The following is a 15,553-nucleotide window of genomic DNA, read 5'->3' as shown; positions in this document are numbered from 1 at the left end:
AAAACTTGTTGTGATGAAAAACTTGAAACTCTCTCTCATACTATTTGCATTCATGGTTGTTGCTTCTGCTGTTCAGGCACAAGAACTGCCAAAATCCGGTATTGTAATCAAATTAGATAGCTACGAACTTGACTTGACTTCAGGTTCGGCTGAAACCAAAGTATACCTGTTGCGCTCAAAAAGACTTAGAAAGGTAAAGACTGAATTAGCTGTTCAGAAGAATGATGACCTGAACATCACTTTGGAACCGATCGCTGCTGAAGCAGATGCATATACCTTGCGTGTAGAAGCTACGAGTACCACAACTGGAAACTACACCTTGATGATTGACGGAGCAGGTCGATGGAAAAACTCAATCCGGTCTACAACATTTACTGTGACCTCTAATTCAGGTCAGCAGGTCAGTACCAACGGACAATAAATCCTTGATGATCAAGACCAGCTTTTGATTCGGTTAAAACAATAATATTAGTTAGGTTTGGATAGTAGCGGGATGCTTTTGGCGCTCGCTACTTCACTTTTACAGCATGAGCCCCTTCAAGAAATACGGCATTCGCGTTTTCATATCCCTGCTTGTTTATGTGTTCTTTCATGTAAATAGTACCCAGGCAGGCGAAACGTTGTTTCGGTTTGGCGGATTAGATCGTGTTTACATCATTTACACGGTGATCATGGTGCTTGGCATCTGGGAGGTATTTGACTTTACGTTGAAACGCCTCAATGCGCAAAACAAGGACTTGAGTAATTACCGGAACCTTTTGCACCTGATCCTGATCCTTACACTCGTATCGATTCCTATGGTGCTGACGTCCATATACTTTTCGGAATACCATATCAAACCCAATTTTCAGAACGAATGTGTGGTTTACACCAGTAGTTTTCAAAACTTCATTGTGATGTCCTTTCAAGGGCAGGTGCTGGGATGGTTGATCATAGCCGGAGAATTGTTCAGGATCTATCATGATCAGGCCAAACGACAGGAACGCGATAAGGCGCTGATGCAAAAAGAGCTATTGCAAAGTCAGTATGTAAACCTCAAGAATCAGGTCAATCCACACTTTCTATTCAATAGTTTCAGTGTGCTACAAAGTCTGATTGATACCAAGCCGGAAGAAGCGAGTAAGTTCCTTTCCAGGCTCTCAAAGATGTATCGTCACATATTGGACAATCGCGAAGAGTCCATGAGTAGCGTCAAGAAAGAGTTGGAGGTGCTGGACCTCTACATCTATCTATTGAAGATACGTCATGAAGATAGTTTTGATGTGACGGTAGATATTGCCGAGGAATACCGACAGTCATATATACCTACACTTTCATTGCAAATGCTCATCGAAAATGCAGTGAAACACAATCAATTTTCCAGTCGTGAGCCACTTCACGTGACCTTGTCCGTTGATCAGGGCTATCTGGTGGTGAAAAACAAGGTGAAAAAGAAAGGTGCGGTAGAATCTTCCACAAAACTCGGTCTGGAAAATATCCGTAGCCAGTATGAACTTCAGACCAAGCAATCAGTGATTGTGACAGAAGATGAGCAATTCTTCACGGTGAAACTCCCGATATTAAATACGCTACGATTTACCTAGATGCAAGCACTGATCATTGAAGATGAGCGACTTTCGGCGGATCGACTCAAAGTACTGATCAATAAAATCGATCCTGAGATCCAAATCCTGGAAGTGCTGGATTCGGTGAGTAGCGCCAGGAATTGGTTCCGTGATAATAGCCCTCCTGATATTTTGTTTTTGGATATTCAGCTTAATGATGGCCTCGGCTTTGATGTGCTTACGGAGCTCAAAATTGAGATCCCTGTAATCTTCACGACGGCTTATGACAACTATGCTATTAAGGCCTTCAAATTCAATAGCATCGATTATTTACTGAAACCCATCGATGAATCAGACCTGCAACACAGCATTGAAAAGTTGCGCGCGCAAGACCGGCCGGCTGAAACAGCCAGTACGCCCAGTGTAGGGCAGGACTTTGGACAACTAAAGAAAATCCTGACCGGGGACTTTAAAAAACGATTCCTCGTCAAGCTGGGTGATCAATACCGATCTGTGAACATTGAAGACGTCAGGTATTTCCATTACCATGATGGTATGACTTATTTGGTGGCTAATGATGGTAAAAAATACCCCCTGGACTACACCATGGACCATATTGAATCCCTGCTACATCCGCTGGAGTTTTTTCGGATCAATAGAAAGCTGATACTCAGTCTGTCTTGTATTAAAGAAATCCATAGCTACTTCAACAGCAGACTGTTGCTTAGATTATCCCCGGAGTTGGCGGATGAGGTGATCGTAAGTCGAGACAGAGTTGGGGATTTCAAGCGCTGGATGGACTTGTGATCTGAAATTCAGATCGATTTTTTCAGTCCTTTAGACTGTAAAGAGATACCTGTTCATTATTCAATGATTAATAGAATATTTCATCTAGCGGAACCCATTTTTTACATTCGTAAAAACTTCTGATAATCAAATTTGCATTTGAATTGTTTTCAGAACAGAATCAAATCGACGGCTAATTGTACTATTTCAATAAAGAAAGGGGGTAAAAACAAGTTGTGAGCAAAAAAAAGAGCAATCCGATAAAAATCAGATTGCTCCCAAAACAACTAAAGGCTACAGTCGGGCGACTGTAGTGATACAAATATATAGTAGATTCGATGTTAAACCAAAATGTTTTGAGTGTTAATTTTTTTTAACCAATGCTTAACATCTGGCGATTGAGGCATATTTGACTAACAGTTGGTAAGGACAACTTGAATATCACTATTCCAAGTTTTGATGGTTTGGATTCATTGCAGACAAGTCGTGCGCATGTATGACCTAAAACTAATCTACGGGATATGGGATGAATAAAAAATTCGTAAATTCTTCCTTTACTACAAACAGACAGCAGAATTCATCGGCGGGTTTATAAATGCTTTTGAAATCTGCCTCCTTTTCTATCAGCTGTCGTTCCAGGAACTCTTCCATATACGAAGCATAATAATGAAACTGATTTTCCATGACGCCTTTTTCATACAGCGGGCTACCAATGGGTATTTGCGTGTCCGAAACCGGGAATACTGGAAATTCCGAAAATCCTCTTTTTCGGATCTGGTAAGAGGCTTCTTTGATGTATTCTGATACCTTGACGAAATCCGAGGATATCGTTCCTAAAAATTTTGGGTCAAGTTCTGGATCGTTCTGCATATCGATTCATCCTGAGACGTGGGTCTCTTTTCTTCTAAAATGCGTTTTTTGCCTCTGTTAAGACAAGTTTCTAATAAGATTGATGCAAAGTTAAATCTTCTCGTTACGATCAGAAATGCCGCTAGTAAAGAATGTTTTTATCTTCACTTGTTGATCGTCTCAGGATTGTCGGCAAGTTTTGCTTTCGAATAACATATGGATCTAGATAAAGTCGTCACCCGTATTTCACAGTCCAAAAAGTACAGAGACCTGCATGAAGGTACCATTAGGGACATTTGTGAAGGGCTGTTGAGAGATGGGTTTTCTCCTAAGGAGATTGAGAAACAATGCCGGAAAAAGCTACACAATGTGTGGCAGGATTACCTGGGATTACCTAATTATAAAAAGGCAAAACAAGAGCTTGAGGAGGCTTTTGAAGCAAGTGATCTGGAAACGGTTCGTAACGCCTGTATCAACGTCATGTCCATTCATGAATCTGCCAGAGAACGGCTGGTTGTGCTAAGTGAGGCTTATTACCAGCGAATTTTTGAGATCACGGGTGTTCCCAAAATCGTCACAGACCTGGCGTGTGCCTTTCATCCATTTTGCTTTCCCTGGATGAATTTGCCGAAGGAAGTGCAATACAATGCCTACGATATCAATAAAAATTTTGTGGACCTGATCAATCACTATTTTGCGCTAGAGAGTATCCAGCCCCTGGCACATTGGCAGGACATTTACAGTAATCCACCAGAGCAACATGCAGATGTAGCCTTCCTTTTCAAGATGTATCATTGCCTGGATCACCGGAAGAAGGGATCAGGACTGGAGATCATTAGGAATACAAAAACGGACTGGATGGTCATTTCTTTTCCGCTTCAGAACTTAAGAGGAGCGAAAATGATCATGTATGACCGATATTCGCAGCCAATTGAGCAACTGGTTGAATCGGAAGGATGGTCGATGCATCGACTTGAGTTCGAAAATGAGTGGCTCGTTTTAATTCATAAGGCATAGCAAATGGCCAAACTGTATGTAATTGCAACGCCTATTGGCAACATGGAAGACATCTCCTATCGGGCGGTCCGGCTGCTCAACGAAATCGATGTGTTGGCTTGTGAAGATACGAGAGTCACCAAAAAGATTTTGACGAGGTATGAGGTGCGACTCCCAATGCATGTTTTCTCCTACCATGAGCACAATGAGCAGCGCGCGATCACCCGGATCATTTCACATCTGGAAAATGATGAGGATGTAGCCATTTGTTCGGATGCGGGTATGCCGGGTATTAGTGATCCAGGATATAGACTGATCTCCAGGGTCATTGAAGAGGGGCATGATCTGGATGTCATTCCGGGGCCAAGCTCCGTGCACAATGCCCTGGTTCAGTCCGGATTGCCGACTTCCAGTTATACTTTCAAAGGATTTATCCCGAGAAAGGATGGCCAGCGTCAGAAGTTCTTCGAAATGGAATTGGAGCAACCACATACGTTGGTATTCTTCGAGTCGAAGCACCGAATCATTAAATCCCTGAACCAGGCACTGGCAGTATATGGAGATCGCTATTGTGCGGTTTGTCTGGAATTGACCAAGAAATTTGAGCAAACGACACGAGGCTACATCGGTGATGTTATTCCCAAATTGGAGCAGTCGAGCATCAAAGGAGAGATCACCCTAGTGATCGCAGGTAATCACCCTAAATTCATAAGGACGGATGAGAAGTCTTGAAACTAACCACGGCACCCTGAAGCTCCCGGTGTTTTTGCCGGATGCTACTCGAGGCATTGTTCGGTCGGTGGATTCATTGGATGTGGAGCAAGCCAAAATTGAAGGACTGGTGGTGAATACCTTGCACCTATCTTCCAAGCCCGGGATGACTTCCTTTACGTCTCAGCACAGCATCCACGACTTTATGAATTGGGACAAACCCATCATTTCAGATTCCGGTGGATTTCAGGTGTTTTCCATGATCTATGAATCCAAAATGGGAAGCATCAATGCCAAAGGGTTTGTCTATCAGCTGGCCAAGGGGCAAAAGAAAAAGAACCTGACGCCAGAAAAATGCATTCAATTGCAATTTCAGATCGGTGCAGATGCGATCTACTGTCTTGATTATTGTACCCATCCTGATATGGATCATTCTGTTCAGAAAACAAGTGTGGAATACACCATTCAGTGGGCCAAGAAGTGCAAAAAGGAATACGACCGTTTATTAAAAGAAAAGAAAAAAGATTTCAAAAGACCGCTGCTTTTTGCGGTTGTCCAGGGAGGTAATAGCAAAGAGTTGCGTAAACAATGTGCGGAAGAGCTCCTCAATATTGGTTTTGATGGATTTGGTTTTGGTGGGTGGCCCATTACCGATGATGGTCAATTGGTTGATATGGTTAGCTATGTTTCAGAATTGATCGGTCCGGATTATCCCAAACATGCGTTAGGGATTGGTAAGCCAGAAAATTTGCTCAGTGCGTTCCGGGCAGGCTACAACATCTTCGATTGTGTGATCCCAACACGAGACGCAAGACACAAACGGCTTTATGTCTACAATGATGAGTTTACTCACGTGGATCAGTTGAAAGGAGCCGAGTTTTACGACTACCTGTACATGCAAGATGAAAAACACAAGCGGGATTATCGACCCATCGATGAATACTGCGATAGTCACACCAGCCGCTATACCCGTGCGTATTTGCATCATCTGTTCAACATTAATGACCATCTGGCTTATCGACTGGCTACCATTCACAACTTAAGGTTTTATTCCAAGATGCTTGAGATTCTCAGGAATGAGCGGTGACCCATCTAAGGCAGTACAGCAGATACTAAAGGCGAAGAAATATGCCAACCTGTCTCCGGATACGGTTCAGCGTATTTTGGATTGGGCGGAGGCAAGGGTCAAAAAGAAGGAAGTAGACAAGACGGCCAGGAAAAAACTGCATCAGATCTATGGTGCCTATTTTAATCCCAGTAATGCAACCGCATTTGAGAAAGCATTGCGAGACAGACCAGATAACCAGGATGAAATCAAAGAATTTTGTCAGGAGTTAATGGATCTGCATAGCTCCTCACAGGAAAGGTTGGAGGATCTTTCGGGGTTCTACAATAGGATTTTTGAAGTAACAGGTATTCCAGACCGCATGATTGACCTGGCCTGTGGCCTCAACCCATTGTCCTATCCCTGGATCCATGAACATGGTGCGATCCCTTATGTTGGCTATGACATAGATCAGAAGACTACTCAACTCATGAATGAACTGTTACAGTCTTTCGGTTATCCGGCTCAGGTATATTTCAATGATCTTTTTTTAAATATTCCGGAGCATCGTGAAATCGATGTGGTCATGCTTTTGAAAGCCCTTCCATGTTTGGAGCAGCAGGAGAAGGGCATTAGCGTAAAACTCCTCACCGAAATCAAATGCAGGTTTTTGGTAGTTTCCTTCCCGTCAAAATCACTTGGAGGAAAAAGCAAAGGCATGGAAACCAACTACGAGGCATTTTTGAATACTGTCGTGGATGAGTCTCGCCATTCCATTCACAAAATTAATTTCGAAAGAGAGATTGTTTACGTGTTGGAGCGTGCTGATTAAATCCTAAATTTACCTTCATCAAAAGAGCGGTAGACCATATCGTATACGGAGTTCCGGATCTTAAATTTGGGATTGAATATTTCAAAGAGAAATTAGGCATAGCGCCTGTTTTTGGAGGCTATCACAAGACCCAGGGTACCAAGAATGCCCTCCTGAACTTATCGGATGAATGTTATCTGGAAGTTATCGCTATTGATCACGATAATCTGGATGTGCAGCAGGATCGCTGGATGGGTATTGATCTGTTGGAAAGCCCCAAGTTGATTCGATGGGCCATTAAATCCGACAACCTTCAAAACGATCAGATCATTTTAAGAAAGTACCATCCGGAGATGGGAAAGATCTGGCCCGGTTCACGACAAACCGCTTCGGGAGGATTGTTACAATGGGAACTGATCATGCCGCTCAGCGAGCCGGAGGTAGAAGTGGTGCCATTTGCGCTTGATTGGAGTCAATCAGACATGCATCCAACTGAAGTGCTTGAGTCAACTCCATTCAAACTCAATGAAATTCGACTGACTCACCCTGAGCCAGCTAAGATTGATCAGCTATTACATGAACTTAATGTTGAGGCTCAAGTAGTCGAAGGAACTACTCCAATAATTCAGGCCCAATTGCAAGGCCCTGATGGCTTCCTGATCGTTATTTGAGAAGAATTGAATAAAAAGAAACAAAGTTGCAAAACATTAAGCCGTTGCGTGAATTGCTCTTTTTTACTATTAAGATAAATGCCGATGACATTTACATGAAATAATGGACTACATGTGATTAGATATGCGGGTATTCCTTATCTTAACTGTCATTTTACACAAATAATACACCAGTACGATGCCTTTGATAAATGACCAAAAAGCAGCACACGATCATGTGCATGCCTGGAAAACAGCGTTACCAAGCCAAGTAATTGATTCTTTTTATCAGTTAAATTCTCGATCAACCAATACTTCGCATGAACATCCATTGATTGATCGGATCATTGCCTTTGAAGTCCAACAGCAAGATATTCAAGAACTTACGACAGGACAAGGGAGCAACCTTGAGCTCGTCTATGGTTTTGATCAGAAAGATTTAGGAGGAGAGCAAGCAGCCTTTAAGTTGTATTTGAGAAGTGCTCAGGCTGATAAGAATGGCAATAAGGTTTATTCTCCGTATCACTCTTTGAAGTCGCTAACAAAAAGTGACATCCACCAGAACTATCCTAAGGCGATTTATAAATCGCTGTTCAGCCACGAGGTAGGTACCCCGACAGCAAATCCCTACTTGAATGCCAACCTGGATCATGTGACAGATGAATTCATCACTCCTACCATTGAACAGTGGCTTTTTTATGCCTGGAGGTCGTGTCCGACCAGTAAATTGGTGGATCAGTTGGAGACCGTGATCAACGGCTCCCGTTACAGAATTGAAAAGAGTAAGTTTGATATGAATGTGAGTAATATGGTTCAGGTCATGTCTGATCCAGGTAAAGGCACGACGGTTTATTCTTTTGTTTTACTTGCCCTTCATCAGGTAATTCCTGGTGATATGAGGCGCTATCCATTTGGCCCGATCTTACAGTCCTATGTGGTACCTCCTTCAGCGGCAGATGTGGCTGGAAAAGGAGATACCGATACGGATGTGATTCGACCGGTTAGTTTTGAACTGACGATTCCTTGTCCTCCCTGCTAAACATTACGCTAAAGGCATTAGGAGTTTTTAATTAGATGAAGTGATGGTAAGTACCTTACTTAAAACCGTGGGACTCTATGCGTCATTATTGCCACTGTTACTGGGACTCTTCACTTTTTCCAGGAACCATGGAGCCATTCGTTACTTGATTCTGTTGTCCTTAGTGGCCTGTTTAACAGAGTTTATTGGGGCATATTTAGCGTATCATAAAACCCCGAACCTCTTTCTTTTCCATTTGTATCCACCGATTGAGTTTTCCATTATATTGACCATATACAGCTTGAATATGAGGAGTACCGTCCAGCCAATAGCTTTTCTGGTTGCAGGTGTGTTATTTGTTCTCCTATCAGTGGCCAATGTACTGTATATTCAACCCTTACATGTCTTCAATACTCATGGCCGTGGACTGGAAAGCTTCCTGGTGCTCTGCCTGGCGATTGGATATGCCATTCAGCAACTTTACAGGCCGGAAGGTGTGAAGGCCCGGAACAAACCTATGTTTTGGATTAATACAGGTATTCTGATTTATTTTTCAACCAATATGCTCCTTTTCTACATGAGCAATTACTTGATCGACAACTTCTCAATGGCGTTCAATAAATTCATATGGGACTTCCATGCGGTGGTAAGTTTTGCGCTCTATCTTTTTTATACTTTTGCCATTTATATCGATTGGAAGAAAGCGAAATCACCGGTTTTATCCTGATTGGAATGGGCGGAATGCTCATTTTGGTGACAGGTTTTGTCGTGCTATTTGCCGTTTCTCAGAAGCAGATCAGAAAGCAACTAGAAGAAAAGGCGCGACTGAAAGAAGAGCACCAGCAGGATTTGCTGAAAGCAGCAGTGGATACACAGGAGAAGGAGCGCAGCCGAATTGCTGCAGAGCTTCACGATCAGATTGGGAATGATCTGCAGACATTGAAGCTGTTTTTGCATCAGATCAATCAGCAGGAATTGGAACTGCAAAGTACGGAGTTACTCGCTCAGACGATCCTGGAGGTAAGAAATTTATCGCATGAATTGATGCCAGCCTCATTGGAATCATTGGGCCTGGAAGAGGCCTTGATGAGTATGATTACTCGTTTAAATGCCACTGAAAAACTGTCTTGCCAATTGGAATGGGAAGGACAGGACCGCTTGCCTCCTGAAACTGAACTCGCTTTATACCGTATTGCACAAGAGTTGGTAAGCAATACCTTGAAACATGCCCAGGCCAGTGAGATTGTGATGAAGTTCGAACGAAATCAGTCAGGATTCCTATATGAATATGTAGATAACGGAATAGGTTTGCGTAAGGATTCGGACACGATGGAAAATAGTGGCCTGGGAATGAAGAACATCGAAAGTAGGTGTCAATTAATTGCTGCTACGCTTAGAATTCATCATGATGAACCCGGAATGAAGATCAGCATAAATGGATAAAGCCCTATGACGCAAGACGCAGATAAAATTACGATGGCCCTCATTGATGACCATGCCATGTTCAGGGCTGGTTTGGTTTCTTTATTTGGTCAATATGAGCACATCAATGTCCTGTTTGAAACCGGTAATCCTCATGAGTTTCTCAACTTACTGGAGGAGCAACAACCGGAAATCATTCTGGTCGATCTAAAAATGCCAGCCATGTCAGGGCAGCATGTGATTGAGTTGGTGAAGGAAAAATACGCCGATATGAAAATCATCGTCTTGTCTTCTTTTGATGATGAAAGTATCATTCTCAATTGCCTGAAAGAACTTCGGGTCAACTCCTATTTGTTGAAAACTGCACGTCCCCAGGAATTGTATCACGCCATCGTGAAGGTACATGAAGAGCGTTTTTATTTTACACCGCATATCTCCGAGATCATGTTTCATGGTTTGCGTAAGCGTAAACTTCAACATGGAGCGGCCGCTGGTACCCTGTCTATTTCAGAACGGGAAAAAGAAGTACTGCACCTGATCTGTCAGGGAGATACCAATGGTGAGATTGCGGAAAAACTTTTTATCAGTAAGCGTACCGTAGAAGGGCATCGCAAACACTTATTAGAAAAGACACATTGTAAAAATTCTGCCAGCCTCGTGGCATTTGCGTTTCAACAACGACTGGTAAGTATTTAGCTCAGGTCCTCTATTTGCGGATTCTGCAACCATTATTACCTCATTGGTAGTAGGTCGTACGTATAAATACGCATTCACCAAAACCCGTTTTTACACGCTTACAGGCCTTTATTCCGGCTTCTACTTTTGAATTGCTATTGAAGCACAAACACACAATCAAAAGAAAAAGTAGAACCATGAGAATTAAATTTTCAACCATTTCCAAACACTTGCTTTGGTGTATTTGCCTGGTAGTTTTTACGAGCTGCCAAAATGATGACCAAAACGATCCTACTCCGCTAAGTCAGAAGGATTACGCCACGTATGAGTCCAATTTATTGGGTCATATGCGCCATTTCGGAGAACAGATCCGAAGTAGTAGCTCTTTCGGATTTGATGATGAATCATTGAAGTCGATCTCATCTTCCTATTTTGAGGGAGACGATCATACGGCTTTTGTTGATGCGATTGATAATCCGGATACCAGTCCGATTACTGGTACACTAAAAGATAAAGTAGACAACCTTCATGATGCTATCCCCGATCATGCGGATCATACCAGTTACTTGACTTATCTGAGTGGGGAATTATCTACAGAATTGGTTAGTGAAAGCCTGAGTACTGAAGAAAAAGAAGGACTGCTTAATCACATTGTACACCTTAGGGTAATGACACAATTTCTGGCTGATTATCAGGACCTTTTTACCGACAATCCGACTAGCGGTCGGGTTGAAAACGACGAATGGTGGCCAAGTACGGGTCAATGCATGCTTAGCGCTGCTGGCCAACAAACAAGCAACAGCTTGGACAAGACGAATATTGGTGATGGAGAAACTACAGGTAGCCTTACGCAAGCCTTGAAGTCAGCCAAAACCAGTTGTAAGAATAACAACCCTTTGTTTTTGGCTGCATTCGAGTTTTTTGGCAACCTGCAAACCAAACCCTATTGTGATGGAGCAACGACCTGCGACGAAACCAATAGCTATAACATGTATAGTTATGCGCATCTCGTATCAGATGGTAACGGAACTTACACACCGGAAGAAGGTAAATCTCCACCAGTACAGGCAATTGATGACTTTGCTGTACCGACTAACATCGACCAATCTTCCATAGCGCTTACCTTCAATGAAGAAGGCCCATACGTGGGCAAGACTACTGATGATGAGTATTTTGCATTCACAGACTGTTCAGGATTTGTTAGCTACATTCTTTACCAGACTGATAAGTCAGCTTTTGATGAGATCATGAATAATCTTCCTGATGCTGAAAGTCACCTGCCGTATTGTCCATCCGCAGCTCAATTTGCCAGCTTCCAACCGTTGATGGGGGGATCCTGGACTAAAGTTTTTGGTGATGACGGAGAGGTGGATTTTAGCTTGATCCAGCCAGGTGACATCATTGCCTGGGATGAAGATCTGGATCATGATGGTGATACGGGGCATGTAATGATTGCCGCCGGACCTTCACGAGCAATTGATACTGGATGCTATTATTTGGTTGATATCATAGATTCTACGGTAATTGGTCATTTAAATGATGACCGTGTCGGTATTGAAAAGAACAATGATGCGACCGGTGTAGGGCTTGGTACCATAGGCCTGAAAGTAGATCAAGGGCAATTGCAATCGAATTTCTTTCCAAATAATACGGATTGTGACGGAGGGACAGATCCCTGGTTTTCTCATCCAAATATTAGTATCCTGCGCTTAAAATCCAGTTCATAGCTTTCGTCAGTAATCAGGTTACTTAGTAACCTGATTACTGATTCAAAAAGGATTGAAAATGCTAAACACTTTTTCACGGTATTGCTTCGATACCATGACCCGTTTATTTTGTACGAACAAGGTGTTTCCTTCCCAGCCGTCCACTGCGTCAATGTTGATCACATGGCTCCTGTGCACGCGGATGAAGCGGTCGGTGGGAAGCTTTTCTTCCATGTATTTGAGCTGGGTAGAATAAATGAACTTGTCCTTCTGGGCGTAGATGGTCGTATAATTTCCATCCGCCTCCAGTAGTGAAATGTCTTTCAAGGCCACTCGTTGAAAATGATGATCTTTTTTCAGAAACAGCCGGTCGGAGATGTTCATGACCTGATTTTCATGTGCTTCAAAGGCCTTTTTCTGGTGAAGCGTAGGAGATTCCGGCTGGTTGGCAAAATTGGCCAGGGCCAGTTCGATGGCAATGGGAATTTCCCGGTCATTAAAGGGCTTAAGCATGTATGAAGCTGGCTTGACTTGCTTGGCTCGTTCCACCAGTGCATGGTCGGCGTGAGACGTCAGAAAGATAAAAGGAAGCTGATACTTTTCATTGATGATCTGACCCAGGTCTATTCCATCCCGGTTACCCTCCAACTTGATGTCCGAAAGTATGATGTCGGTTTCCGGATGCTGTTCCAGCAGATCCAATGCTTCACTCACACTAGCGGCAGTACCCACAACTGAATAGTGTTTCGACAACCTCAAGGCAATGTCCTGCGCCAGCAGGATCTCATCTTCAACCACCAATATGTTAATGCGGGCTTCAGCCATACTTATTCACGAAATTACGCTGTTGGAATGGTTAATGTCCACTCACTTCCTTGATCATTGACATAATTGATCTCCGCTTTAAGCTGTTTGGCTAGTGAATACACAAGTTTCAAACCAAAGGAACTATGATTTTCCGGAGGCATCTCTGACATGCCGATACCATTATCGATGACCTGCAATTTCAGCTGACCTGGATTTTGTCCTAACCTTACGACTAGTTCAGGCGTGTTTATGCCTTCATATGCGTATTTCAATGCATTCGTTACCCATTCATTGACAATCAGTGCAAGCGGAATGGCCTGGTCAATGTTTACATCCAAGGCCTCAATGTCCAGGTCGGGCTTAATGCGGTCAGCAAAAGAAAAGCAAAGGTTGAGAATCAGCTCTTCGAGGTAATCTTTTAGCGCAATGGTGGTATGGATGTCTTCACGATACAGTTTTTGATGGATCAAAGCCAGTGCGTCTACACGAAATTTGCCCGCAGCAATGGCCGCTTCTGCCGGATGACCTTTCAATTCATTGCCCTGAAGGTTGAGTAGACTGCTGATCATTTGAAGATTATTCTTTACCCGATGATTCAGCTCTTTGAGTAACAAAGCTTTTTCTTCATCACGGTTATGGATCTCTTCTTTTTGAATTGCCAATACTTGATTGGCTTGCTGCTTGGAGCGATTGCTGCGATAAAGCAACAGACTCAACCCGAGAAAAACTACCATGGCGGCAATGGCTGCAAAAGTTTGCTGTCTTCGGCGTTGATCACGGTCATTAAGAAGTTCGATCTCCACATCACGTTGACTTATCTCATAATTCGCCTTCACACGTTCCAGTTCCTGCACGTTTTCCTTATTGACCAGGCTATCCTGATAGACCTGAAACAGCTCCTGATACACCAGTGCATTTTCAAAATCCGCCTGAAGTTTGTAATACGTGACCATCATTTCGCTGATGTCGCGGATCTGCTCCTTCAGTGCATTTTCCTGAGCAATTCCTAAGGCTTCTTTGAATCCAATTTCAGCAGCTTGCCATTTTTGCTCCTTTTGGTCCACGAGTGCCAGGTCTGCGCGGTATACCGAAAGCGTATATGGATCACCCAGACCTCTGACTTGTTTGATCGCAGTGCTTAGAGCTGATCTTGCATCTTCCAGTTGACCCAGCGTATTGTAAGTCATGCCAAGGTTTCCCAGCGTGTAAGAAGCAATGATTGGATGTTGAATGGAGTCATTGATCGATAGCGCACTTTTGAAGTAGGACATTGCGCTATCTAACTGGCCATTTAATCGAAATGCTTCCCCCAGATTGAGTCGGGTTAATGCCATGTAAATGCCTTGTTGACTTGCCTCATAAGTGAGCAACGCTTGCTTAAAGTAGCTGATGGCTTGCGAATAGTCTTCATCTGTTACTGCATTATTCCCTAATTGTGCTAGTATAGTCGCTTTTGAGTCCTCTAGACCCAATTCACTGAAAATATTCAGCGCAGTTAGACTAGCCTCTGTTGAACGAATATTGTTGCCTAAAATTCGTTCGTTGGCACCAATTTCTTCATAAGCCTTAGCTTGCATCAACTGACTATTAGAAGCTTCTGCATTCTTTAGCAATAAGCGAGCATAGCGAATGGCTTCTATTGGTTCTGGTTCATTTACAGTAACCTTCAACAGTACCTCCATAGCCTCCTCCTCGGATAAATTTCCGGTATTTAGCACCTGCTTCAAACTGTCCGCTCTATGCTGGTTTTGCGAATACACGGCCATTTGATGAAATAAACAGATAAGAATTAGGATGGATTTAGCCCAATTCTGAATTGGGCTGATGGCAGCACTTTTAATTTCCTGACACATCTGAAAATCAGGAAGATCCCGTACTTGTAGTGATCTTCGCCAGAGGGTCTATGATGGCAAAATAGGTGTGATCCGGATCATTGGCAATTTGAAAAGAGACCAATGCCTTATAAGAGACATCAAGAGGATCCTGAGTCGCAAGCGGAGTTATTGTGATGGAGCTGGAATTTGCCTCAACAGGTGACAAGAATGCGGTACCCGCAGGTGTGATTGCCCAGGTTGCCGTATCAAAGTGGTCTGACCAACTGTTGGAACTATCAGGAATGCCAACAAAAATTAGCTGCATCTCTACGATGTAGATGTTCTGAAGAAGGGGACTATCGGTTAGAACTTCAATGGTAGCTGCCTGGCCAGTAGAGATATTGGGAATTAATCCATTAGGATACAATTGATCCAATTGACTACTGGTTTTAGGACTTAGGTCCAACGCAAATTGAGGAGACTGATACTGAACATTCGTCCAAAAAGTGACGATTTCCTTGATCGTATTATCATTGAAATAGACAGAGGAGATGACTACTCCATTCTGAGAGATAGAAAATTTCATTTGGTGCTATGGTTTGATTGTAAATAGTCGCTTGAGTTACCGGGGCAAATCAAGTATCGGTGGATAAATTAAGAATGGAATGCAGACAAAGCAATCAGTCTTTGATAAAAAAGGAATTATTCAGGTTGGACCG

Annotated in this window: 17 protein-coding genes; 13 read left to right on the top strand and 4 right to left on the bottom strand. The window is 43.0% G+C overall.

From position 1 onward, the window contains the following. The first annotated feature begins 13 nt into the window (after positions 1 to 13). The 3 genes from R8G66_22315 to R8G66_22305 all read left to right on the top strand — a co-directional run bounded on the left by R8G66_22315 (position 14) and on the right by R8G66_22305 (position 2,351). Complete coding sequence (locus R8G66_22315; GenBank protein ID MDW3195125.1) at positions 14 to 421, top strand: hypothetical protein; 408 nt, start codon at positions 14 to 16, stop codon at positions 419 to 421. Between the two features lie 106 nt (positions 422 to 527). Then, a complete protein-coding gene (locus R8G66_22310) occupies positions 528 to 1,583 on the top strand; it encodes a histidine kinase (protein MDW3195124.1) in 1,056 nt (351 codons plus the stop codon). Further along, complete coding sequence (locus tag R8G66_22305; GenBank protein ID MDW3195123.1) at positions 1,584 to 2,351, top strand: LytTR family DNA-binding domain-containing protein; 768 nt, start codon at positions 1,584 to 1,586, stop codon at positions 2,349 to 2,351. Positions 2,352 to 2,837: 486 nt separating this feature from the next. Here the strand turns inward: R8G66_22305 and R8G66_22300 are convergent, their stop codons facing one another. Then, positions 2,838 to 3,200 carry a hypothetical protein gene (locus R8G66_22300; protein ID MDW3195122.1) on the bottom strand — a complete coding sequence of 121 codons (363 nt, stop codon included), beginning with the start codon at positions 3,198 to 3,200 and terminating at the stop codon, positions 2,838 to 2,840. 195 nt (positions 3,201 to 3,395) lie between these two features. On the opposite strand from R8G66_22300, the gene R8G66_22295 reads away from it, so the two are divergent. From R8G66_22295 to R8G66_22250, 10 genes are all read left to right on the top strand, one after another. Next, the gene (locus R8G66_22295) at positions 3,396 to 4,196 is read left to right on the top strand and encodes a hypothetical protein (protein MDW3195121.1); all 801 of its coding nucleotides are present in this window, start codon (positions 3,396 to 3,398) and stop codon (positions 4,194 to 4,196) included. Positions 4,197 to 4,199: 3 nt separating this feature from the next. Then, on the top strand, positions 4,200 to 4,907 hold the full coding sequence (gene rsmI / locus R8G66_22290) for a 16S rRNA (cytidine(1402)-2'-O)-methyltransferase (GenBank protein ID MDW3195120.1): 708 nt from the start codon (positions 4,200 to 4,202) through the stop codon (positions 4,905 to 4,907). Continuing rightward, complete coding sequence (locus tag R8G66_22285) at positions 4,894 to 5,973, top strand: tRNA guanosine(34) transglycosylase Tgt (GenBank protein MDW3195119.1); 1,080 nt, start codon at positions 4,894 to 4,896, stop codon at positions 5,971 to 5,973. The genes rsmI and R8G66_22285 overlap by 14 nt, the downstream gene beginning before the upstream one ends. Further along, a complete protein-coding gene (locus R8G66_22280; GenBank protein ID MDW3195118.1) occupies positions 5,963 to 6,763 on the top strand; it encodes an Rmt family 16S rRNA (guanine(1405)-N(7))-methyltransferase in 801 nt (266 codons plus the stop codon). Before R8G66_22285 ends, R8G66_22280 begins: the two co-directional genes overlap by 11 nt. A gap of 17 nt (positions 6,764 to 6,780) precedes the next feature. Then, positions 6,781 to 7,413 (top strand): VOC family protein, encoded by a 633-nt coding sequence (locus R8G66_22275; protein ID MDW3195117.1) that lies wholly within the window; start codon positions 6,781 to 6,783, stop codon positions 7,411 to 7,413. Between the two features lie 178 nt (positions 7,414 to 7,591). Next, positions 7,592 to 8,431, top strand: coding sequence for a hypothetical protein (locus tag R8G66_22270; protein ID MDW3195116.1), 840 nt, complete (start codon positions 7,592 to 7,594; stop codon positions 8,429 to 8,431). Between the two features lie 43 nt (positions 8,432 to 8,474). Then, positions 8,475 to 9,137 (top strand): hypothetical protein, encoded by a 663-nt coding sequence (locus R8G66_22265; protein ID MDW3195115.1) that lies wholly within the window; start codon positions 8,475 to 8,477, stop codon positions 9,135 to 9,137. Beyond that, a complete protein-coding gene (locus R8G66_22260) occupies positions 9,104 to 9,853 on the top strand; it encodes a histidine kinase (GenBank protein MDW3195114.1) in 750 nt (249 codons plus the stop codon). The genes R8G66_22265 and R8G66_22260 overlap by 34 nt, the downstream gene beginning before the upstream one ends. Before the next feature lie 6 nt (positions 9,854 to 9,859). Continuing rightward, on the top strand, positions 9,860 to 10,528 hold the full coding sequence (locus R8G66_22255; protein ID MDW3195113.1) for a response regulator transcription factor: 669 nt from the start codon (positions 9,860 to 9,862) through the stop codon (positions 10,526 to 10,528). A 176-nt stretch (positions 10,529 to 10,704) separates the two neighbouring features. Further along, the gene (locus R8G66_22250) at positions 10,705 to 12,234 is read left to right on the top strand and encodes a hypothetical protein (GenBank protein ID MDW3195112.1); all 1,530 of its coding nucleotides are present in this window, start codon (positions 10,705 to 10,707) and stop codon (positions 12,232 to 12,234) included. A 42-nt stretch (positions 12,235 to 12,276) separates the two neighbouring features. Here the strand turns inward: R8G66_22250 and R8G66_22245 are convergent, their stop codons facing one another. From R8G66_22245 to R8G66_22235, 3 genes are all read right to left on the bottom strand, one after another. Further along, a complete protein-coding gene (locus tag R8G66_22245; GenBank protein ID MDW3195111.1) occupies positions 12,277 to 13,038 on the bottom strand; it encodes a response regulator in 762 nt (253 codons plus the stop codon). 14 nt (positions 13,039 to 13,052) lie between these two features. Next, a complete protein-coding gene (locus R8G66_22240) occupies positions 13,053 to 14,786 on the bottom strand; it encodes a histidine kinase dimerization/phosphoacceptor domain -containing protein (protein ID MDW3195110.1) in 1,734 nt (577 codons plus the stop codon). 94 nt (positions 14,787 to 14,880) lie between these two features. Then, positions 14,881 to 15,420: a hypothetical protein gene (locus tag R8G66_22235; GenBank protein MDW3195109.1), complete on the bottom strand. Its 540-nt coding sequence runs from the start codon at positions 15,418 to 15,420 to the stop codon at positions 14,881 to 14,883. Positions 15,421 to 15,553: the final 133 nt, after the last annotated feature.

This window comes from Cytophagales bacterium (assembly GCA_033344775.1).
Lineage (GTDB): Bacteria > Bacteroidota > Bacteroidia > Cytophagales > Cyclobacteriaceae > JAWPMT01.
The sequence above is the reverse complement of the archived record's forward strand: the minus strand, read 5'-3'. Positions and strand labels throughout refer to the sequence as shown.